The sequence below is a fragment of the Paenibacillus nitricinens genome, assembly GCF_052056485.1.
GTDB classification, from domain to species: Bacteria; Bacillota; Bacilli; order Paenibacillales; family Paenibacillaceae; genus Paenibacillus_AQ; species Paenibacillus_AQ nitricinens.
On record NZ_CP183948.1, the window covers coordinates 2055984 to 2078670 of the forward strand.

The 22687-nt window shown below is 42.0% G+C and carries 23 protein-coding genes and 1 pseudogene; 20 read left to right on the forward strand and 4 right to left on the reverse strand.

Translation table 11 applies throughout. The features are described 5' to 3' along the window. Positions 1 to 5 precede the first annotated feature (5 nt). From ACN6KS_RS08930 to ACN6KS_RS09000, 15 genes are all read left to right on the forward strand, one after another. On the forward strand, positions 6 to 512 hold the full coding sequence (locus ACN6KS_RS08930; RefSeq protein WP_440961824.1) for a hypothetical protein: 507 nt from the start codon (positions 6 to 8) through the stop codon (positions 510 to 512). Between the two features lie 57 nt (positions 513 to 569). Then, positions 570 to 1070 carry a hypothetical protein gene (locus tag ACN6KS_RS08935; RefSeq protein WP_440961825.1) on the forward strand — a complete coding sequence of 167 codons (501 nt, stop codon included), beginning with the start codon at positions 570 to 572 and terminating at the stop codon, positions 1068 to 1070. A gap of 18 nt (positions 1071 to 1088) precedes the next feature. Next, on the forward strand, positions 1089 to 1619 hold the full coding sequence (locus tag ACN6KS_RS08940) for a hypothetical protein (RefSeq protein WP_440961826.1): 531 nt from the start codon (positions 1089 to 1091) through the stop codon (positions 1617 to 1619). Beyond that, positions 1616 to 1978: a hypothetical protein gene (locus ACN6KS_RS08945; protein ID WP_440961827.1), complete on the forward strand. Its 363-nt coding sequence runs from the start codon at positions 1616 to 1618 to the stop codon at positions 1976 to 1978. Before ACN6KS_RS08940 ends, ACN6KS_RS08945 begins: the two co-directional genes overlap by 4 nt. A 14-nt stretch (positions 1979 to 1992) precedes the next feature. Then, the gene (locus ACN6KS_RS08950) at positions 1993 to 2544 is read left to right on the forward strand and encodes a hypothetical protein (RefSeq protein ID WP_440961828.1); all 552 of its coding nucleotides are present in this window, start codon (positions 1993 to 1995) and stop codon (positions 2542 to 2544) included. Continuing rightward, positions 2531 to 3511, forward strand: a complete 981-nt coding sequence (locus ACN6KS_RS08955; RefSeq protein WP_440961829.1) for a hypothetical protein — start codon at positions 2531 to 2533, stop codon at positions 3509 to 3511. Before ACN6KS_RS08950 ends, ACN6KS_RS08955 begins: the two co-directional genes overlap by 14 nt. A gap of 44 nt (positions 3512 to 3555) precedes the next feature. Beyond that, positions 3556 to 4764 carry an S-layer homology domain-containing protein gene (locus ACN6KS_RS08960; protein WP_440961830.1) on the forward strand — a complete coding sequence of 403 codons (1209 nt, stop codon included), beginning with the start codon at positions 3556 to 3558 and terminating at the stop codon, positions 4762 to 4764. Positions 4765 to 4778: 14 nt separating this feature from the next. After that, positions 4779 to 4913 (forward strand): hypothetical protein, encoded by a 135-nt coding sequence (locus ACN6KS_RS08965; RefSeq protein WP_440961831.1) that lies wholly within the window; start codon positions 4779 to 4781, stop codon positions 4911 to 4913. 42 nt (positions 4914 to 4955) lie between these two features. Further along, positions 4956 to 6173, forward strand: a complete 1218-nt coding sequence (locus ACN6KS_RS08970) for an S-layer homology domain-containing protein (protein WP_440961832.1) — start codon at positions 4956 to 4958, stop codon at positions 6171 to 6173. A gap of 8 nt (positions 6174 to 6181) precedes the next feature. After that, on the forward strand, positions 6182 to 6322 hold the full coding sequence (locus ACN6KS_RS08975; protein ID WP_341134192.1) for a hypothetical protein: 141 nt from the start codon (positions 6182 to 6184) through the stop codon (positions 6320 to 6322). A 42-nt stretch (positions 6323 to 6364) separates the two neighbouring features. Beyond that, a complete protein-coding gene (locus ACN6KS_RS08980; RefSeq protein ID WP_341134193.1) occupies positions 6365 to 7573 on the forward strand; it encodes an S-layer homology domain-containing protein in 1209 nt (402 codons plus the stop codon). A gap of 14 nt (positions 7574 to 7587) precedes the next feature. After that, on the forward strand, positions 7588 to 10950 hold the full coding sequence (locus ACN6KS_RS08985) for a DUF5704 domain-containing protein (RefSeq protein ID WP_440961833.1): 3363 nt from the start codon (positions 7588 to 7590) through the stop codon (positions 10948 to 10950). A 131-nt stretch (positions 10951 to 11081) separates the two neighbouring features. Further along, positions 11082 to 11378: a WXG100 family type VII secretion target gene (locus ACN6KS_RS08990; RefSeq protein ID WP_094874805.1), complete on the forward strand. Its 297-nt coding sequence runs from the start codon at positions 11082 to 11084 to the stop codon at positions 11376 to 11378. Between the two features lie 109 nt (positions 11379 to 11487). Then, positions 11488 to 13599, forward strand: coding sequence for a hypothetical protein (locus ACN6KS_RS08995; protein ID WP_341134195.1), 2112 nt, complete (start codon positions 11488 to 11490; stop codon positions 13597 to 13599). A 17-nt stretch (positions 13600 to 13616) separates the two neighbouring features. Beyond that, positions 13617 to 13868 (forward strand): hypothetical protein, encoded by a 252-nt coding sequence (locus ACN6KS_RS09000; protein ID WP_076284165.1) that lies wholly within the window; start codon positions 13617 to 13619, stop codon positions 13866 to 13868. A 554-nt stretch (positions 13869 to 14422) separates the two neighbouring features. Here ACN6KS_RS09000 and ACN6KS_RS09005 read toward each other — a convergent pair. Beyond that, positions 14423 to 14655: pseudogene (locus ACN6KS_RS09005) on the reverse strand (transposase); the annotation flags it as partial. 390 nt (positions 14656 to 15045) lie between these two features. Between ACN6KS_RS09005 and ACN6KS_RS09010 the strand changes: the two are divergent. The 4 genes from ACN6KS_RS09010 to ACN6KS_RS09025 all read left to right on the forward strand — a co-directional run bounded on the left by ACN6KS_RS09010 (position 15046) and on the right by ACN6KS_RS09025 (position 19137). Continuing rightward, a complete protein-coding gene (locus ACN6KS_RS09010; RefSeq protein ID WP_440961834.1) occupies positions 15046 to 17229 on the forward strand; it encodes an HNH endonuclease signature motif containing protein in 2184 nt (727 codons plus the stop codon). Between the two features lie 25 nt (positions 17230 to 17254). After that, on the forward strand, positions 17255 to 17728 hold the full coding sequence (locus ACN6KS_RS09015) for an SMI1/KNR4 family protein (RefSeq protein ID WP_341049220.1): 474 nt from the start codon (positions 17255 to 17257) through the stop codon (positions 17726 to 17728). A gap of 275 nt (positions 17729 to 18003) precedes the next feature. Beyond that, positions 18004 to 18378 (forward strand): SMI1/KNR4 family protein, encoded by a 375-nt coding sequence (locus ACN6KS_RS09020; protein ID WP_440962381.1) that lies wholly within the window; start codon positions 18004 to 18006, stop codon positions 18376 to 18378. 420 nt (positions 18379 to 18798) lie between these two features. Continuing rightward, a complete protein-coding gene (locus ACN6KS_RS09025; RefSeq protein WP_440961835.1) occupies positions 18799 to 19137 on the forward strand; it encodes a hypothetical protein in 339 nt (112 codons plus the stop codon). A 16-nt stretch (positions 19138 to 19153) separates the two neighbouring features. On the opposite strand, the gene ACN6KS_RS09030 is transcribed toward ACN6KS_RS09025, so the two are convergent. Next, positions 19154 to 19843 (reverse strand): Crp/Fnr family transcriptional regulator, encoded by a 690-nt coding sequence (locus ACN6KS_RS09030; protein WP_440961836.1) that lies wholly within the window; start codon positions 19841 to 19843, stop codon positions 19154 to 19156. A gap of 80 nt (positions 19844 to 19923) precedes the next feature. On the opposite strand from ACN6KS_RS09030, the gene ACN6KS_RS09035 reads away from it, so the two are divergent. Beyond that, positions 19924 to 20682 (forward strand): HAD-IIB family hydrolase, encoded by a 759-nt coding sequence (locus tag ACN6KS_RS09035; RefSeq protein WP_440961837.1) that lies wholly within the window; start codon positions 19924 to 19926, stop codon positions 20680 to 20682. A gap of 105 nt (positions 20683 to 20787) precedes the next feature. Here ACN6KS_RS09035 and ACN6KS_RS09040 read toward each other — a convergent pair whose 3' ends face one another. After that, positions 20788 to 21987 (reverse strand): MFS transporter, encoded by a 1200-nt coding sequence (locus ACN6KS_RS09040; protein ID WP_341136060.1) that lies wholly within the window; start codon positions 21985 to 21987, stop codon positions 20788 to 20790. Between the two features lie 66 nt (positions 21988 to 22053). Next, positions 22054 to 22671 carry a sugar O-acetyltransferase gene (locus tag ACN6KS_RS09045; protein ID WP_440961838.1) on the reverse strand — a complete coding sequence of 206 codons (618 nt, stop codon included), beginning with the start codon at positions 22669 to 22671 and terminating at the stop codon, positions 22054 to 22056. Positions 22672 to 22687 lie beyond the last annotated feature (16 nt).

Below are 22687 nucleotides of genomic sequence, written 5' to 3' on the forward strand. Positions count from 1 at the left end.
CAGGCATGGAGAATATAGCAAGCTTTTTGAAAACAACGATATCGATTCTGATTACGCTGGCCATTATATCATCCGGTCTGTTCTTGTGGGGGAAGACACAGCCAGTTGTCGAATTGGCGAATAGCCAGGCGGCGGCACAGGCCAGGGAGCTTTCGGAGCAGCAATATTCCGCATTTGACAATCAGATCGTCAGCGGCTCCCAGATTCTTACGGCTTATCGGAGGTACGAATCGCAGCAGGGCTTCTGCTTATACATTGAAAAACCATATGCGAATGGTCAGAATGAGGCAGAAAGAAGATTTAGCATGAATCCAAACGGAGAAGGTTATTGCCGTGCGTTTGATTATTCCAGTGGGAGTTTCAAAGAGGGACCTGATACTAGAGGTGTAGATGTAGAAGAACTCTCGGAGGCTTCAGGAAGATATTATATTAGTCCGCAAGCCAGATTTAAGGCTAAGCTGATAAAAGATAAAAATGAGCGGATTGCAGCTATTTATTTCGTAGCGGAGTAGATCCGTAAAGAGCAAAAAAATAAAAACCAGCTTTAAATAAGGTGAGGAGGAAACATCATGGAGAATATCTCGACCGGACTTAAATGGGTTATCGGCATTATTGTTACCATTCTGATTATTGCCGCAGGCGTAAGTATTTATCTGGTTATCAACAACTACTTCATCCGCGCACAGGAACAGACTCTGGCCCAAACCCAAATGATTAATCAAGCGGAGTTCAACAGCTATGATAACAAGGATGTATCCGGCCAGGATGTGATTAATGCGGTCATGCGGTATAAGGGACGTCCGCAGTTCGCGATTTTTATTAAAACAGGGGAAAATACAGATGGATTCTATGCGGATAATACGTATGGGACTAAGTATGCAGTCCCATCTTCTTCTGGGGGAGTGCTAGATTTTACTACTCCGGGTAAAGGCGATTCTAAAACTATTTCTCAAATGATGGATATAGAAGATGATAAATATAACATTAATACACTTGGGCGCTTCAAAGCTGAAATTTTTAGAGATAAGAACGAAGAGGTTAGGCTGATTGTATTTACACAGCCCAAATAAGGGGTAAGGAGAGAAAATATGGAGAATATTTCGACAGGACTTAAATGGGTTATCGGAATTATAGTGACTATTTTAATTGTGGCTGCGGGAGTAAGTATCTATCTGGTGATCAATAATTATTTCATCCGTGCCCAAGAGCAGACGTTGGCCCAGACTCAGATGATCGATCAGGCGGAGTTCAATAGCTATGACAATAAGAATGTTTCGGGTCAGGATGTTATTAATGCGGCTATGAAATTTAAAGGTCGCCCTCAGTTTTCTATACTTATTAAGACAGGAATAAATGACAAAGGATTCTATGCGAAAAATACTTATGAGACTTACTATGATACTGAAACAGGAAAGACTGATGAGAATCCCACTGGTGGTTTTGTTAATAATAGATCAGCAAAATCACATAGTGTCTCGGAAATGCTGGATCAGAGCGAGGATTTGAAAAATGATGAAAATTGTAATATAAATACTCTTACATTATTCAGGGCTAACGTACATAGGGACAACAACGGTGAGGTCCGATTAATTGTATTTGATCAAAACGAGGCTAAATGAAAAATAGCACTCAATTCCTACTAACCCTCTTTGCTTGGATTTTATTCGCCGTAGGCGGATTTACGTTTTTGCGGCTGGAGATGGAGAGTGCTGTTCCAAACAGGCACTATGAACTGCCGACAGTTGCATCGACACCTTACAAAGGGACAGGTGATTTGAACAAAATTAGCGGTGAGCAGGTCATCGGTATGATCCCTCCAGCACTGGAGGGGGAATATATTTTATATATCGATGGCATTGCAATTAATGAAGAAACAGACCTTACAGCAGTGGATTTTCGTGGAGTGCCTGATGCTGCTTATCAGTTAAGAGTCACGCGAACCGATGAGATGATTACGGAAATCTCCGCCACCCGTTAGAAAGGAGGAGCCGCATGGCAGACGCGCTGAAAGGTGTAATTATTATTATTTTGCTGGCATTTGTGTTCGGAGTCTATCCGGCATTCCGTCAATCCGAAGTTGTAGAAAGGAATACTAAGCTCGCCGCCAATGCGGCTGTGGTGGAATTCGTGGATACCGTTCGTGCTAAAGGATACGTGGATACTTCCGATTATGAGCTGTTTCTTCATTCGTTGGATGCTTCATATGGTGTTTTCAAAGTGCAAATGGAGTATTACAAAAAGAATTTACAGCCCTTATATACGAATCCTGATGATTATTCTACATTCCAGAACAGCTTTAGTGTCCGATATGACGGATATTTCAGCAAGGATATTTTAGAAATCTTATATCCGCGTTCAGGACCTTTACTGGCTACAGATGACCCAAGTAGAAGGTTTACCATGCATGTGGGCGATCTGTTCAATGTCAGGCTGGAATCTGAAGGGACGACACTTGCCTCACGCATGCGATCGCTCTTGTTTCATAGTGAAATGATTCCGGTCAATTTGAAGTATGGGGGGATGGTACGAAGTGAAGCCCCTTAGTGTTGTGCTTGTTTTTCTAATTCTGGTCATTCCTCTTGTACTTATGGGCGACACTCGAGAAGATCTCCAGGTCTTCAATCAGGACATGTATAAACGCTATTCGGATGATTTCCAAGCCGCAGTGGATGATGCTGGTGATTATCTGTCACGACTGGAACAGCAGCCTACTACCACAGCAGTGCACTATGGGCGGGAACGCCAGCTGCAACTGGATCAGGATGTGCTAAGTGTTTTTTACAGTAATTTAGCTTTGAAATTTGGGCTGGAGAACAACCAGACTGAAATGAACAATTTAAAAATGCATATACCCGCACTAGTGATGTTTGGATATAGCGGCTATACGTTGGTTACTTTGGACGACACGGCTAGTGATAGCTGGAAGGATGAACTTAAGCCTGTGAGTTGGCCTGAGCGTCCCTATTACTACAAGCTTCAGAACGGCAATTTGCTTTATTTCACTTTGGATGACAATGCGCGGGTGTATGATACTAGCTCTAATGAATTCTATGAGGGGGAGTATACAGCCCTGGCAGCTGAGACCGATCTTAATCCTCTGACCTCTATAGAACTATTTCACGAAATCCGGCAGAGTACGATCACATCACTCGTTGAAAAAGACTTGGCAACAGCCATTAACAGACATTTGGAGCTGGTGAAACGAATGGGCCTATCGGTGCAGTTCACACTACCCAGAGGACTGAAGGAGCAATCCATACAGGATGTAGGGATCATGGCTTTTATTCAAGGTTATCCGCTTCCTGGTGGAGAACTGCTGGATGCGTATTCCTTAGGTAGTGGGGCAGTAATGCGACGAAAGGTTCTGATAGGTACCCGGAATTCAGCTGGGCGACATATTGCTTACGGAGAAAGCTGTGTACCCTCGGGGGTTACTGTTATAGAAAGTCTATTCGATCCAGAGGAGGCCGCGCGAAAAGGGTATTTTATTGAGGATTGTGCGGTTAGGTAAATCTAGATCTATTAATACATATTAGCGACGGAAGGAAGTTTTATATGAATACTCTATTAAAACTAAGCAAAAAAGCAGCCCCGGTCTTCTTACTGCTCGCTGTGAGCTTGGTTTCATCCCCAACTTCAGCAGTTAAGGCGGACCCTATTCAATTTAGTGACGTTACGGCGAATCATTGGGCGAAATCAGGGATAGATACGGCGGTGAAAAAAGGGTATGTGGTGGGATATCCGGGAGGGCTGTTTATGCCTAACGCCAACGTGACCCGTGCGGAATTCATCAAAATGATTGTGACAGCGACTGGGCAAAACATAGAGGAAACCGCAGGCAAATGGTATGAAGGTTACGTCAATGCTGCGGAACAGGCGAAGTTGTACATGGCCAGTGATTTTGCCAATTCAGAGCTGGAATGGAACAAAAAGATAACCCGTCAAGAGATGGCACGTATTGCTGCCCGGGCAACCGGCTTAGAGTCAAAGGAAGATGACAAGTGGATGTATCTGGCTGCGAAGTCGGGTTTAATCTCTGGGCTAGGCGCAGGTAAGCTTGGAGAAAAGGAAAACACAACCAGAGCGCAATCTGTAGCTACCGTAGAGCGGGTACTAACTGTAAAAGGCGGAGGGAAGCTACCGACCGATAAGTATGCGATTAGCAGCGCAGAAATAGCCTGGCATAAGACAAATATTTTTACAGTGATGCCGGAGATTGTTGGATATCGCGGTGAAGATTGGTCGCGCTATGACAGCATTGAAGATCAATGGAGAGAAGATAAGTTAACCTTAACCTCTAAGGATAACAAATACGTGGCGACCTTGCATGAACTTATTGCGATTGATTTAGAAGATCCCAATGATCCTAATTTAAAACAAATTGCTCCTTTGAGCACGCTTAAATGGGGCTATGGAGAATATGGGAATCCTGGACACCCCGTAACGAACTATAAAAAAGCATATCTCCTCTATTGGAAGTCAACAGAGAAAAATGATGCACCGGATCGTTATTTCAGTGATGGATATGCAAAGGTAGAATTACTAGGAGTAGGTTTACCAAATCCTAAGGAAACAGAGGGCGTATTAACGATGGGAGCACCTGTCTATCACAAGGAATATGGTGATGCTCCTTATAGGATTATTCCTAAAGTTACGAAAGATAAGTTGAGAGATTCAGTGTCGGTATGGATATCTACGCCGAATTCTGGATACTTTCATTCCGTTGTATATATTTTGAGTGTAGATCCTCATATTGAACATTAGGGAAGAGAATGTTGATGAAATGGATTAAAGTAATCAGTGTATTCCTATCGGTGTTAGTCTTGACCCTTATCACGTTAAAGTCACATACAGGAAGAGCCGCCGAAGTAGATGAACACATCTGGAAGACGGTGGATTTGTCTAATAAATAGAATTACCTATTAATACATATTAGCGACGGAAGGAAGTTTTATATGAATACTCTATTAAAACTAAGCAAAAAAGCAGCCCCGGTCTTCTTACTGCTCGCTGTGAGCTTGGTTTCATCCCCAACTTCAGCAGTTAAGGCGGACCCTATTCAATTTAGTGACGTTCCTGCGAAGCATTGGGCGAAATCAGGGATAGATACGGCGGTGAAAAAAGGGTATGTGGTGGGATATCCGGGAGGGCTGTTCATGCCTAACGCCAACGTGACCCGTGCGGAATTCATCAAAATGATCGTGACAGTAACTGGGCAAAGCGTGGAGGAGACCGCAGGCAAATGGTATGAAAGTTACGTTAATGCTGCGGAAGTGGCGAAGTTGTACGTGAGCAGTGATTTTGCTAATTCGGAGCTGGAATGGAACAAAACAATAACCCGTCAAGAGATGGCACGTATTGCAGCTCGAGCAACTGGATTACAGACAAAGGAAAACGACAAGTGGATGTATCTGGCTGCGAAGTCGGGCTTAATCTCAGGACTGGGCGCAGGCAAGCTAGGAGAAAAGGAAAACACAACAAGAGCGCAATCTGTAGTTACCGTAGAGCGTGTATTAACGGTAAAAGGCGGAGGGAAGCTACCGATCGATAAATATGCGATTAGCAGCGCAGAAATAGCCTGGCATAAGACAAATATTTTTACGGTGATGCCGGAGTATTTTGGATATCGTGGTAAAGATTGGTTGCTCTATGACAGCATTGAAGATCAATGGAGAGAAGATAAGTTAACCTTAACCTCCAAAGACAATAAATACGTGGCGACTCTGCATGAACTAATTGCTATTGATTTAGAAGATCCGAATGATCCTAATTTAAAACAAATTGATCCTTTAAGCACACTTAAATGGGGGTATGGAGAATATGGGATTCCTGATCGCCCAGTAATGAACTATAAAAAAGCTTATCTTCTCTATTGGAAATCAACGGTTAAAAATGATGCACCGGATCGTTATTATACTGATAGATATAAATATGCACAGGTAGAATTACTAGGAGTAGGTTTACCCAATCCTAAAGAAAAAGAGGGTGTATTAACTATGAGCGCACCTGTGTATCACAACAAATATGGTGATGCTCCTTATTTAATAATTCCTAAAGTTACGAAAGATAAGTTGGATCGGGATCGATTATTGATACAGATGTCTACGCCGAATTCTGGATACTTCTATTCCTATGTAAATATTTTAAGTGTAGATCCTCATAGTGAACAGTAGGGAATAGGATGTTGCTGAAGTGGATTAAAGTAATCAGTGTAGTGGTATCGGTGTTAGTCTTGACGCTTATCACATTGAAGTCACAAACAGGAAGAGCCGCACAAGTAGATGAACACATCTGGAAGACGGTGGATTTGTCTAATAAATAGAATTACCTATTAATACATAATAGCGACGGAAGGAAGTTTTATATGAATACTCTATTAAAACTAAGTAAAAAAGCAGTCTCGATCTTCTTACTGCTCGCTGTGTGCTTAGTTTCATCCTCAACTTCAGCTGTTAAGGCTGACGCCGTTCAATTTAGTGACGTTACGGCGAATCATTGGGCGAAATCAGGAATTGATACGGCGGTGAAAAAAGGGTATGTAGTGGGATATCCGGGAGGGCTGTTCATGCCTAATGCCAACGTAACCCGTGCGGAATTTATCAAAATGATCGTGACAGCGACTGGGCAAAGCGTGGAGGAGACCGCAGGCAAATGGTATGAAAGTTACGTTAATGCTGCGGAAGTGGCGAAGTTGTACGTGAGCAGTGATTTTGCTAATTCGGAGCTGGAATGGAACAAAACAATAACCCGTCAAGAGATGGCGCGTATCGCTGCCCGGGCAACCGGATTAGTGACAAAGGAAGATGACAAGTGGATGTATCTGGCTACGAAGTCGGGCTTAATCTCTGGACTTGGTGCAGGTAAGCTTGGAGAAAAGGAAAATACAACTAGAGCGCAATCTGTAGCTACCGTAGAGCGTGTATTAACGGTAAAAGGCGGAGGGAAGCTGCCGACAGATAAGTATGCGATTAGTAGCGCAGAAATAGCCTGGCATAAGACGAATATTTTTACGGTGATGCCGGAGATTGTTGGATATCGTGGTGAAAAGTGGTCGCGCTATGAAAGCATAGAAGATCAATGGGAAGAAGATAAGTTAACCTTAACCTCCAAGGATAACAAGTACGTGGCGACCCTGCATGAACTTATCGCGATTGACTTAGAAGATCCGAATGATCCTAATTTAAAACAAATTGCTTCTTTAAGCACACTTAAATGGGGTTATGGAGAATATGGGAATTCTGGTCACCCCGTAACGAACTATAAAAAAGCATATCTTCTCTATTGGAAGTCAACGGTTAAAAATGATGCACCAGATCGTTATTTCAGTGATAGATATGCAAAGATAGAAATTGAAGGAGTAGGGTTACCCAATCCTAAGCAAAAAGAGGACATACTAACTATGGCAGCCCCTGTCTTTCACAAAGAATATGGTGATGCTCCTTATTTAATTATTCCTAAAGTTGCGAAAGATAAGTTGAGAGAATCAGTGTGGATATGGATAACTACACCGAATTCTGGATACTTTCGTTCCAATGTACGTATTTTAAGTGTATATCCTCATAGTGAACAATAGTGAAGAGGATGTTGATGAAGTGTATTAAAGTAATCAGTGTAGTGGTATCGGTATTAGTCTTGACGCTTATCACATTGAAGTCACAAACAGGAAGAGCCGCCGAAGTAGGGGAACACATCTGGAAGACCGTAGATTTATCTAATAAATACAATACAAACGGAAGTGCTGTAAAAAAAGATTCGGGTGCGATATTTTATCGTTATACAGGACTAAAAACAAAGCCGTTAGGTCTGAATGCGGGAACGGGAAACATTATTACCAAGATTGAGTTCAAGAGAGATGGCCAAGTGGTTCGAACAATACCCGTGAATAGCCAGACCTATAATGAAGAAATACAATTTTCAGGAGATCCTGTTGAGTTTGTATCTAGTGAGAATACCGGAAATGGCGGATGGTTTGCTTGGCAAATGGGTAGCGGGGATACGAGTTGGAGAGCTTTTGGAGGTGATTATCATATAATAAGTAAATTAGGTAATCCTCCAAGTAGGCCTGGAACAAGTCCCCCAGCGGATGCGTATCCAAATGTATTTATTCGTATAAAAGAAGATGAATTTATTCGCAGTAAACCTTTTACGAATTCGTTGTATCCCAATATAACTAGTACAGCCTACATGGATAACACGAAATCTGTTCTGGATCAACTAATCCCTCAGAATACTACTAGCATGAATCAGCATGTGAAAATACTTTATTTAACAGATGTAGAGGCCAATCAAACTGATCACGGAAAGACAGATTTATCGACTAAGCTGGACAATTATCTACCCTACTCTATTAATGTTGCTGGTCAAGTGAGCTTGGATAGAGCAACGATTACTTACACACAAGAGCATGATAATGCAAAGTATTATCGAAAATTGAGCGCAGGTAATGCAGCTATGCTGTTTTACTACGCTGACTTTGAGTATATTTTTAAAACTTATAGCTACCGTTATCCTGATCAATATGTCGTATATATCAAAGGTACACCCGGACCAACCCCAACCCCTGGAAACTCCTCAGTAGAATGCACTGATCCTGTTCCAGGCCAGGAGATCCCCGGCGAATATCTGGATCCTGAGGTGGCTGCTGAGATACGAGCAGATCAGCGCGGGAATGAACAATTTGATGTTCTGCAGGGTATTCCAAGCTCTGAAAGCTTGTATGGCCATGTCTCGACGCAGAGTTATCTTTATCGAAATAGTTTTGTAGAGATGGAAGGTACTTGCACGTATAACATTAAAATTCAAAAAACATATACCCTAAAATGGGATCCTAGAAAACCGGCTCCCACAGGCACAGGGACTGTGCCCGCTCCGACAAGTGAACCGAAGGAAGTCGAATACTCTTACACTATTGAACGCCCTTATTCTTATTGGGCTATAGATACACTGGAAGTTTACTCACTTGCTCGGGCGTTATTGGTGAATGATGCTTTTTCTGGAGGACAGATTACTTTAGACCCTAACGGTTATATAGACCCTGATTTTACAGCAGAAATCACGGGCAAGTATTATCCTCCTGATGCTCCGGATTCAATTACTGTTCCAACCACTGTTAAAGATGGGGGAACGACCCGGCCTGAACCCGACGATGAAACAGAGACATTTCGGCCGAAAGCCGAGGAAGCCGCCAAGAAAATCAAAGTGCAAAATGATAGCCTTGTCTTCACTGGGCAGACGATCATGAACGGGAATGAAGCTATAGAAACGGGTCTTCCGCCTACGACCATCCCGAACCCGCAGCCCATAGGTGAAAACGTACTGTACAGTCCGGGCAATATTATTGAACCTACACATCTGAATGCTCCTAATCTTCCAAGTTCCGGCGAGGTAACCTACACACCGATGGATGGGAATATCAACGGTGGAACAGAGGAAAAGGTGCTTCCGATAAGCGGAATTAATACTGTCACCGTGCACACACCTGTCGTCAACTACTCACTCCTCCCTGATGATAACCGTCCATTCGATCAGAGGATGGTTCCGGATATGACTAGGGCGGTGCTGATCTTGGATCGGCCATTCACCGTACACTTTACAGAGAGCGGCCAGCATCTCAATATCCCTGGGTACGGCAACCGGGATTATGCCAAATACACGAAAAATAAGCGGATTCAATTTCCTTTCGGTGTGTTTCAAAATGGCAATTATTACCCGGAGGATACTTGGATCTACATTCCTGTAGGGACGCCGTCCATGACCTTTAAGATGCCAACCTGGGTTGATGAAGGAAACTATACGGTTCAGACGCAGTCTTGGGCGATTAATGCTCCATCGGATGGTTCAGATCTTTGCGAAGTGAATCGGAACGGAGACTTATGGAATTACTGCGCATCGGAGAGCTTCAATGTGGGTGTGGTCGGTCGGCTGTTCAATTTCCGGATCTGGGACATTGGAGATTTCCGGTTTGAGAAGGTGTTTCGAACGGGTGTCGGGACATTTGAGCATAGCAACGCGATGTATTATACCGGCGGAAATGATGAGAATGGCATACCGACCGCTTTAAGTGGACAGCCACAGTGGCAGCTGCCGATCCGCAAGGGTTCTCACCCCACGGAGCAAAGGACGGTACCACATAACGGCTATTCCTTCCTGTTTGACTTCCGGACCATCGGGAACCTGTGGCAGCCGGGCGAGGGTATCCGGATCGAGCCAAGCTTCTATTTTATTCCGAAAAACGGAGGTACAGCGACACCTGTCGATCTGTACTATGATATTTCCGGTTCGAAGAATAAGATGATCGGCGTCGGCTCCCCAAAGGACAAGCTGAGCTACACCCGGACCTACCGCTTGGCGGATGGCTTGCGGAATATATCGAGTGGTGAATTATCGACGGCAGCTAGCTATGAATACAACTATATAATGACTCAAGCGGAGCGAAATAAGACGCTTTGGTTTAAGTTCTACAAACAGTATCTAAAGCGAAAAACCAAAATCGCTTACGGTTACGACATGGAAGTCCTGCCCTTTGAATCGCGAACTTTAGTCGGCCCGACCGACATCCCGAATGTAGTTAATCCAATCACAGCCGTCCGCAGCGTACAGCATTGGTACGGGGAGTATAACTTGCCGATTGCACCATATATCCTGCAAAAGGGAACAAACATCGTCACTCTGGCGAATCAATATGGAGGTGCATTAGATGGGCATGAGAAGGAGTTCATCACTGGTGGTTATATTCTGGTGAATTTCCAAATCTATACGACTAAAAATGGAGATGCAGACACTCGTATTTTAGGCTACAAGGCACCGATTGCTAACATGTGGGCGATTGAAGGCCAGATGAATGGGAGCACAGATGAAATGGGACAGACGTTCTCTTTTTCCTCTGGGGATATCATTCTGTTTGAATCAGATTTCTCGGTACGTAATGACTATCAGGGGCAGGGTAGATAGGGTTTGCAAAAAAAACTGATAAGAAAACCGGAGCTATAATAATGAACTTAAAAGATCTTATTGATCTGAAAAAAAGTATTTTTTAAGTTCATTTTTATATAAAAAACAATTACTTAAAGGAGAGGTTAAGAATGGCAGACAAAGTTACATTGAGTTACGAGGGATTGGCATCGCAGGCAAATACGGTTTTGAAACAAAAACAAGAGTACGATGCATTAATGAAAAAAATTATGACGACAGCAACGAATCTGAATAGTATTTGGGAGGATGCAGCAGCTAGAGATTTTGCCGAAAAGGTAAAAAGTATGCAGAAAACTTTCGATGCATTTGGCAAAGCGCTTGAGGATATTGGAACTCATATGAATAATGTATCTAAGAGTTATTCAGAACTTTCTAAAAATATTAAGAACTCTCAAAAAGGTTTCTAAGAATCTATCAATATACTTTCAACAACATGAGCCCCACTACATAAGAATGCAATTAGCTATGCAGAGTGCTGCATAGCTAATTTTATTAGAAGCAAGCAGGGGGAATCACATGGCGTCAACGAAGCTTACATTTAACGTAGAGGAAGTCGAGCGCCTGCAGACGAAAATAAGACAGGTAAGCCAGGACACCAATCGGTTGTATCTCCAGTTGAAAGGTCAAGCTAGTAACTGGAGTGGTATCCCATTAGGATCAAACCAGGTGCAGGCGCAGATAATCATCAACGAACTGACGGTAGAAGCGGAAAAACTGGAAGACATCATTCGAGGCGCAATAAAAGGTGTTCAAGGCGCACAGGATGAGAACAAGAGGCAGGCCAATCAACTTTTTCAACAGCTTGGTGTTCTTGGCGGTATGTTCGAAAGGTTTGGGGGCGGAAGTGCAATAGGGAAGTCTTCTATCCCGACGACGGCTCAGAAAGCAGTCACGAATCTGATCACCTCGGTTGCTACTCTGAGGGGTTGGGATGAGTTGAGTAGGGATCCTATGGTGCAGAAGCTCCAGGCAACTGTTAAAAATTCAGGACTGGGAACGATCGACTCCATAGCCGCGCAAAGTAAGCTGAAGGATATCTACCTAACGCGGGATCAGATCGCGAAGGCGCAAACCGCCTATAAGGTATATCAAACATTCGGGAACCAAGCGCAAATGGATGCAATGCATAAGCTGGCGGAAGACGCACGCAAGAAGCTGGAATCCATGGGAGTCGACGCGGTTCAGTACCAGGTGGGGAAAGATCTAAGCGGCTATTTCAAGCAGGCGGCGGTCAAGTCGTGTGATTATGATCCGTCGATTACCACCAAAAGTGTACCACTTATGGAGAATGAAAAATATGCATTTCTGCTACGAATGTCGATGGAGAAAGGCACGAAGGGGGACTGGGCGAAGCAACAATTGGCAATGATGAAGCCACAGTCTACGATAGGATCATATGACCCACATGATTTTGTTTCGGATGAGGATATCTTAAATCGGAACAATCCTGAAGTAATCAAGCGATTGCAAGGTACGTACTGGTTTGACCTATCGATAGAGGAACAGGATCGGAGATTTGCAGAGACAAAGGCCTATTATGAAAAACATGAGAAGGAGGTAGCGGACAAAAACCGTCTACTGGGAAGTGGCGTTGGAAATCAGACAATTGCCAATATTTTAGAGGGCGGAAGTAGTATTCTGACCCATGCCATCGATACGGCGTCGTTTGGAATGGCAGGAACGATCACCGATTGGATTGTAGGACCGAAACCGAAGGGTTATGTAGATCCTATGGACGATCCGTACGGGAAAAAGGCTGGGCAATTTGCAGGGCAACTAATCAGCATAGGACTACCGTTTAAGTATTTAAAAGCAGTAAAGACCCCAGGCATGCTAGGGAAATTCTCACCAACTTTATTGAAATCGATGGTATCGGGTGCAATCAGTGGTACGATAGGAGAAGCATTTGATACCATTAATGATTATCGGGATGATGGAAAGCAAAGCTTAGGAGAACGGATAGCTACGGTTGGAGTCAATACCGTAATTGCAGGTGCGGGAGATGTAGCGATCAGGGCGGGAAGCAAAGTACTTGCAAGTACGATGAAATTTGTAAGTGGGAAGCTGTCGAAGATAAAGGTACCCAATTTTGAAGAGATCAGAAAGAAAGTATTGGAGAACATTGGGGAAAGTAAAGCCGCCCGAGAAACCTCAAATTACGGCGAGTATTTAAAGAAAGAGAAGGAATTACTTAAAGAGATAGAGAAGAAAGGGGTTCTTGAGGGGACGGGTAAAGTTCAGTCAGGTGGGAAATCTGATATTTTTGACCCGGATGAATATTTAAGAAATCTTGATAAAGCCGATGAAATGTACGATACTTTTAGGAGTTCAACCACGGATGTAGCATCAATAACAAGAAATACTGGTATGAAGGATAGTAGGGTTCAGAGAATAAAGGAGCATTTGTTTATCAAAGAACATATAAAAGATCATGGTGTTGGGCGCTTTGATGCTGATTATGATATTGCTCAAGCTTGGGAACGACTACAAAAAGGGACGTACAATCAAAGTGATATAGATTTACTAAATCATGAATTGTTTGAGTCGAGATTCGAAGGAATCTTCAAAACAAATTATAGGACAGCACATGATAAAACTTTAGAATCAGGTCGTCCGTGGAATCCATAATAAGGAGGAGACATATATTGGCTTCATTCGTTTTGTTACTTAAGGAAATGGAAGATGAGGAAAAGGTTATTTATAAATTTGGTCCGAATGAGATTGTTATGGGGAGAATTGAATTAAATAAAATAACAAGGAAGTTTGCCGAATTAGACCCGATTCCTGACCCGAACATTTCAACAAAATTTTATTTCGATAGAGCAGCACAAAAGTTATCAGTTTGTTTCATTAGGGAAAATGGACATTTCCCCGATAGAACTACATTTGAATCTTAATGTTAATGAAAACCTTGATTGGCTTCGTGCCTTTCAAGGTTTTTTTCATTGGTGGGGCTACCCAGTGCCGAATGAACTTATCATCCACCCAATAACACAAATAACCCATGTAATACCTGTTTGAAGATTTCTCCCTTTCGGTTGTACGCACATAAGATGCTTTAATTTTATAACTTAATAACGCTATTCCGTTGCAATGAACAGGTTGATTATGGTCAGATATCACCATGATTAACCTGTTTTTTGTTATGTTCGCTTTCTTACGGTTTATTCAAATTTACTCGCAACTGTAGATTACCCTGTGGCGATAGTGAGGGAGAGGAAGACGCTATCGTACCTTTAAAGAAGGATAGCGCGACAACTATAGTAAAGGTGAAATGCAAAGAATAGGACTTTGACCGCAACTTAACAGACACTTGCAACGACGATTACGATGCAGAAAAGAAATCTGGTGACGACCAGTCAACATATACAGGTAAGGTAACTAATTTGTTATTCGATCACGTTTTGTGCGATGGATTTTTAACGGCAAGAGGCTCAAACTACCATAGACAGTCTCGAGGGATAACGATTTCCTGCTCTCCATACTCACTGACTACCGTTTTCCGACTCTTTCCGTGGAGACTGTTGGGTGTGAGCTTCGCCCTGACTTCATGCTTGCCATAGCCCAAATGAGTATCCATTTCGGTTTTTAACATCTCCTGAATCGTTTCGGTAAATAGATCCTTAAGGCATTCTGCTCATTTTTTACAGAAACCAAATTACTGTCCTTGATAAACTCCCGCAATTGTTGTTTTGTCCAAAGTCACATGTGTTTCCCCAACCCTTCTATTATTTTCATTTAAATGGTTTAAGAGTTTACACAATATATTTTAGAGACTTATTTGACAAGTAAGTACTTCGAAGAATTTCTAACAATGTTAATTAAATAATATAAAGCATCAGATACAAGAATCAACCTGTTTTTTTACTATCTACTTATTCTTACAGCAGTCATTAGAATCAAAAAATATAAGAAAGGATTTAGAGTAAAATAATGGGAAGTCAAGCCGATATATAGGTTAGGTGTGCGACTCCAAATGCTTAAGTTTTTAAATATGAAGTAGTACATAAAGACCTGTGGGGTCGAAAAAAGTAGTGCATTGGATGGTCTAAGTGTAAGAACTGGAGGTCATAGATGGCATTGGGCAAAATGGTATTTAAAGAAGATGAAGTCGAACGCCTGCAGACAAAAATCAGACTGGTAAGCCAAGATACCAACCGGCTGTACTTGCAGCTGAGAGGTCAGACCAATAACTGGGGTGGGATTCCGCTGGGTCCAGATTTGGTACGAGCTCAGACGCTTATCAACGAACTGAGGGTAGAAGCGGAAAAACTGGAAGACATCATTAGAGGCGCGATAAAAGGTGTTCAAGGCGCACAGGATGAGAATAAGCGGCAGGCCAATCAACTTTTTCAGCAGCTCGGTGTTCTTGGCGGTATGTTCGAAAGGTTTGGGGGCGGAAGTGCAATAGGGCAGTCTTCTATCCCGACGACGGCTCAGAAGGCAGTCACGAATCTGATCACCTCGGTTGCTACTCTGATGGGTTGGGATGAGTTGAAGAGGGATCCTATGGTGCAGAAGCTCCAGGCAACTGTTAAAAATTCAGGACTGGGAACGATCGACTCCATAGCCGCGCAAAGCAAGCTGAAGGATATCTACCTGGCGCGGGATCAGATCGCGAAGGCGCAAACCGCCTATAAGGTATATCAAACATTCGGGAACCAAGCGCAAATGGATGCAATGCATAAGCTAGCGGAAGACGCACGCAAGAAGCTGAAATCCTTGGGTATAGACGAGGTCCAGTACCAGGCGGGTAAGGATCTAAGCACTTATTTTAAGAAACCAGTGGTTAAGGCATGTGATTATGATCCGTCTATCACTAGTAGAAGCGTACCACTAGTTCAGAATGAAGCGTATCAGTTGCTACTACGGACGGCAATGGAAAAAGGGGAGAAGGGAGCCTGGGCAAAAGGTCAACTGGAAGGCATTCAAACCACCATGGAACAGATGATTGCTACTGGAGTAAGTCTGGGTGTGCACGTGATGACAAACCAAGGTGGAAAGGCTTGGGGAGATGTTATAAAATTGACTTCATCAGTCGCCCAACTGGATTCCTATAATCTGTTTAGAAAGAATAAAACGGAGGATCAAGCAAAACCCGAGGATTCTAAAAATGCCTTTTATAAATCGATAGACAGTTTTAAAGAGATTGGAACGGGTTTTGTAGGTACATTAAGAACTCGTGCGGATAAGGCCACAGACTCCCCCTATGACTTTTTCAACTGGTTAACATTAGGGATAACAGGAGATATCCCGGTCGGGATATATGAAGCAGCCAAAGATCGATCAGAGCATATGTTTGATTCAAAGGAGAAGTTTGCGGATTGGTTAACACTGGGAACAGTGGAAATGGCGAAAGGAGCATTTAATCCAGACGAAGCATGGTCAGCGGATCATTGGCTCAACAGTCTGGGAATGGTAACTTTGTTGTATGGTCCGGTAGAAAAATCTTTGCTTCCTACAGGAAGTGGAGGTCTAAAGCCTCCAAAAGGGATAGATTCTGTAAAAAGTTTTGAGGTACAAAAACCGTTGCCGGCATTCAGCACAAATGAAGGTTTTCAATTTAAGATAAATAATCTAGATGTAGATACCCCGGCACTTCCACAGACTCCGATGCAAATCAATTTTAAGAATGAAATGGACCGGATATTAAGAGAGAAGATGGAGGGGAAGAGTGACAGTAATCATTCAATAAAGGATGTAGAATTGAAGGCGGTTGAGGGGACGGGTAAAGGTAAGGGTGGTAGTAGAGCACCACACCTAAACAACATTGATGAATTTTTATCGGGGAGTAAAACTTTTGATGAAGTTGTTAATGACTATGCTAAGCATTATGTTGAGGTAATAGACACTAAAGGGTGGTCTTGGGAAAAAAGTATTTCTGGAGGAGATAGTTTAACTGGTGGGCAAAAAAAGTTGATAAAAAGTAAAGCCGAGGAATTAAATCTCATATCTAAAATAGAAGTGAGAAAAGTAGATGGTATGCGTTATGGGTTTGCTGATTTTGAGGGTGCAGGCGTGGTAGTGCATAGTGATGAGCTCCCAAAAGATTTGTGGAAAAAAGGTGATACAGAACAGTTTGACCGGTTAAATGATAATCTTCCAGAAGACATAAGAAAACTGGTTGAGAACGGATCGTATACATGGCACCACACTGAAGTCCCTGGGAAAATGCAATTGGTTCCTTATGGAATTCATAACATTACAACTCACAATGGTGGAAGGTCTACTGGAATGTGGGCAGATGCCGCAAGATAAATAAGAGGGAGGAAATTAATTTATTATGAAAATAAAAAGAGAGACTATAGTTTATCCTTTACCGTCTGATCAACTGTTATCGAAAGAAGAAGGTTTTTGGAGAGTAGAATTGCCATTAGAATATAAAGAATTTATAAAAATAAATAATGGAGGCGCTCCAGAAATTCGTTCGTTTATTTGTAATGATCATAGCTATGCAATTACTAGATTTTTATGCATTCTTGAGAATCCAACAGAAAATGAATTTGGAATATTTGATATTGATGCTACTAAATCTCAGCTTGATGAGAGACTAATTGATGATGAGGATTTGGTAGGAGTTGCATTATTACCAGTTGCTGTTTTATTTGCTGGTGATTTTCTATGCTTAGATTTTCGTGAATCTAGAAATAATCCTAAAGTTTGTGTGTGGGATCATGCAAATTCTGGTGAATTTGACCCAGTGAGCTATCATGTTGCAAATAGTTTTGAAGAATTCCTAACAATGCTAACTGAATAAAAAACATTAAGGGCTAACTAGTACCGAATACACCCATCATCCAACCAATTACACACTTAACTTATGTATTGCCCGAATAAAGATTTAGTCATTTCGTTTGTATGTACAGTAATGATTGAAAAGTTAACGCTAAAGCGTTACATAAAACAGGTCGATTATGGTTTAATACCACCACGATTGACCTGTTTTTTGTGAACTGGAGGAGATTAAATTGGAGATACAAGGAAACAATGAAGTTTTAACGGAATCTAGACTTCAAGATCTTCGAAAGAATAATCAGAGTTAAACTTCCTCAACAATATCGAGAATTCTTATTGAAATACAATGGGGGTTATCCTAGACCATATTACTTTACTATTTCTAAAGTCCAAGGCAATGGTATGGTAAATATTTTCTATGGTATTAGTGAAATGTATGACAATTTAGACAAGAAAATTGATATATTTGACGATATAATGGATATAGGATTTATTCCAATTGCAGATGATCCAGGTGGGAATCAAATTTGTTTAGGTCTTACTGAAAAGCATTTTGGAAATGTTTATTTTTGGATTCATGATGAAGACCCAGAAGATATGAATAATATGTACTTCCTTACTAAGGATTTTGAGGAATTTTTAGAGAAACTATACGATGAGACGGAAAAATAGTTAGATTATTATTCTTCGATGCATTGTAATAAAAGTGATTTTTTTTTGTGGCTACCCAGTGCCAATTGAACTCATTATTTAACCAATATCTCACTTAACTCATGTAATACCGTTACAAGATTTCTTGATTTCTTTTATACGCACAGTAATGCTTGAAAGGTATAACCTAATTAAGCTAGAGCCTTACATAGAACAGGTCTATTATGGTCAGATACCCCCATGATTGACCTGTTTTTTTATATTCATTTTCCAGTGTCACAGCTTGCGGACCCATCCAATATCCCTCCCTAGTAAAGATTTCAAGAGGAGTAAAGCACCCCCAAAAGGGCTTTACTCCCTTTTAACATCTAGTCTAAGCTATGTTATTATTACCTTATATTTTCCTATAAATAACAAATTATTGAAAATGGAGGTTTATGAATGAGAAGTAAGCGTAACTTGATAATGCTGTTATTGTTTGCTTTGACGATTATACTTTCAGCCTGTAATGATAAAAAAGCTGCGATATTGTCCATGGAAGAAGTATGGGATCTAGCTCAGCAAGGCGAGGCGTTGTCGTGGGAGGATTTTAAAGGGTATCCCTTTGAAGACGTCGGTTCAGGTTTGTACATCCGCAAATATGAAATCAATGATGACTACCATGTATTAGTTGGTGGCGGAAGTGTTGATGCAGCTCCTCTGTATATAAATCTTGTCAAAAGAAACGGAGGAAAGATCGATATCCGTTATGATGACATCGATCATTTTATCCTCAATTGAATGATAGGCTTTTAGGTTATTCAAATCTTATTCCGTTAGACATTTCATCCAAACGCTCCCAGTCGAGGACGACAATTTCTTGCTTAACTTTATATAAGATCTCCATGTCGGTGAGCCGCTGAATGACACGGTTTAAGTGGCGGGGAGTAGTCCCAATTAACGAAGCTATATCTGGGATATAGGGTGTCTGAATTTCTTTTCCAAACTCCCGCTCGAGCTTAATCGTTAATAAATAACTTGCAAGTCGTTCCTCGACAGCGCCTAGTAAGTTCGTTCGTGATGCGGATGTGCAGGTTAGAAGCTTGTAAGAAAGATGTTTCAACAATAAGTCTTTAAAGCTATGGTTATCCATTAGGTCAGACTCGACCTTTTGTTTCGGGATAAATAAGAGAGAGGTTTGTTGTACCGCTTCCACTTGGGATTGGACCACAACCTCCTGCACGTATTCAATGTCCCCGAATAATGACAAGGGTGAGCAGAACCGTAATAACAAGGATTTTCCCGTTCCCACACTAGAAGAGACCTTAGTACGTCCCTCCACTTGAAAAAAAATTCCGTCCAGCTCATCGCCCTCATGCAAAATGATTTCATTCTGCTCATAGACACGTAACTGAATTAAAGCATGTTTTGATGTCGTGAATACTTGATTTAGATTAAATTGTGTAATGTAATGTGCTATAAGATTTGGATCCTGAATAGTTTTCATTGCGTACTCCTTTTTGGACATCGGTCCTTTCTATTATATACGAACTCGTTATTATAGAGAAAAAAGGGAGGATATAGACGATGAAATTTATTTTTGATTTAGATGGAACCATATGTTTTAGTGGCAAACCTTTGAGTGAACGGATCGTACAAGTCTTGGATACTCTAATTGAAAAAGGACATGAGGTTATTTTTGCGTCAGCCCGGCCTATTCGTGATTTATTGCCTGTGTTGCCTGCACATATGCACCATTTTTCAATGGTTGGCGGGAATGGTGCATTTATTGCAAAAGGTGGAGAGGTTATTTCGACGATACATTTTGACGCGCAAACTTCGGACATCCTCTTGAAATTAATAGAAGAGTTTAATGCAGCTTATTTGATTGACAGTCACTGGGATTATTCATATTCGGGTTCTGATGATCATCCCATTCGGAGAAATGTAGATCCAGAACAACGTGCCAAAAATGTAAGTCCATCTGAGCTAGATGAGCTTGTGAAAGTAGTTATTTTGAATAGCTTAAACGAAGAACAGTTATTAGATCAGCTACATAAACTACCTGTTGTGATTTATAGACATGGTCAAGAGGACATTATAGATATTAGCCCTAAAGGCATAAATAAATGGACAGGATTACAACAATTAGGCGTAGAAATGCAGCGATTTATTGCTTTTGGTAACGATGCTAACGACATAGAAATGTTTAGACATTCCGCTCATTCAGTTTGTGTTGGAGAACACACAGAGCTTGGTGAATTGGCAACGGAAAAGGTGAGCAACGAAGAGGAGCGAATTTCCAGAAAAATACTGGAGCTGATGAGTGGGCTGCAGATCGCCTAGTCCATCAACTGTTGATCTTAGCTCGCCGTTCGGTGCAGCACATACAGGGGAGCTACAGTTGAAATCCAAAAAAACCTGCCGGCTTTTTAAGTAATATAGATGAGGTTAGATAAGTTCTTGGCGGCGATGTAAATAACGATATAACACACAACCGGATATTGCACATATCGCCGCACATAATCCGATAAAACCATAGCCAGCTTGAAGTCCGCGTAGCAAGCCTGTTTGTGACTCCGTATCGTAAAGCCGCTTTACACCTTCGATCACTGCCCCTATAGCATAGTTGCCGATTACGCTACCTACTCCCATTAAAGTGACTGTAAATGTGATGGCGGTGTCGCTGCCATGTGGATATCTTTTGGCGATAAAAGCCATAACCGTGGGATAAATCATCGCAATCCCGATTCCTGCAGCGGCAAATAGAAATGCGAGCTTTTCTCCACCCAAAATTGCGGCAAACGTACACAGGGCAGAGAAGGCTGAAAAGATGATAAGCGATAGGTTAAATCCAATCTTATCAGTAACGGGTCCGAGTAGGAGTCTTGCTAACGAGAAGCAGAGAAAGAAGGTAGACAGCATCCCGGATGCAGTAACCGTATCCCACAGGTACGCTTTTTCAAGGAAGTTTACGAGCCATCCGCCTACAGCAAGCTCCGACACTACCCCGAAGGAAAGGATTAGGACCATGAGCCATAGAGCAGGATCACGAACGAGCGTTTTTAAAGGGATTCGGTCCTCATGCGGAAGATCATCACCCGGAAACGTACTCCGTAAGGCAAATACAATAGGCAGTAAAGAAAGGCTAAGCATTATTAGATACATTCCGCGCCAATCCAGAGTATGACCGAATACACTTACCGTCATCAGCCCTGTTGCCAGTAGGGGAGCTAACGTGGAACTGAATCCGTAAAAGAAATGGGATAAGTTCATCATGGTCCCGGTATTTTTAACGAAGATACGTGCTCCCAGAATGGCAAGTCCAATCTCAAGCATTCCGTTTCCGATATACATCAGGAAGTATGAAGCCGAGAAGAGGGGATAGCTATGTGAGATGTAAATTAGAACGCCAGAGAATATCATGGATGCGAAAGCAATAATACTGACAGCCTTGATCCCCCACTTCCGAACCAATACAGCTGTAAAGGAACAGGCGATCAAATAACCCAGTGCGTTTAGGGATAAAAGGGTGCCCAGCTGCTTTTCGTCGAGACTGAAGTCAAACTGAATTCTTGGAATGGCTGGCCCTTTAATATTTTCTGATATCCCAAACACAATAAAACCCAAGAAGATCGTTGCCAATTGCATGGCATAAACCTTGTTAAATCCTCCAAAACGCTTTTTCAACTTGAGAACCTCCGGAATCGGGTATCTTTATTGCTCGGTGTCTCTGTAGTACTCTTCTTTAAGCTTTTCCCAGTGTTGTTTATCGTCCTCTGTAATTTCTCTTAGCACTCTGCAAGGATTTCCCACCGCAATTACATTGTCAGGGATATCCTTAGTCACGACAGAGCCTGCGCCGATGATTACATTGTTGCCGATATTTACCCCAGGATTGATTACGGCATTTCCGCCAACCCAGACATTGTTTCCAATGGTAATCGGTGTACCGAATTCGAGCATACTAATACGAACGTCAGCATCGATGGGATGGCCAGCAGTATATACGCTTACTCTAGGTCCAAAGAGAACATTCTCACCTATCGTTACTTTTGCTACGTCCAGGATAATGCAGTCGAAATTGGCGTAGAAGTTATTTCCGACGGTAATATTGCTGCCATAATCGCAGCGGAAAGGTGGCTCAATATGCAACGAATCACCCGTAGATTCGAATAATTGCTTAAGTAATTCTACTCTATATTCGCCTTGTTCTTCCGTCGTATTGTTAAATAAACGAGTGAGCATTCTGGATCTTTTACTATCTCTAGCTAATTCTTCTCCACCAGCCATGTAAAGCTTTCCTGCAATCATATTCTCTTTGTTTGTTGCCATTCGTAATTCCTCCTGA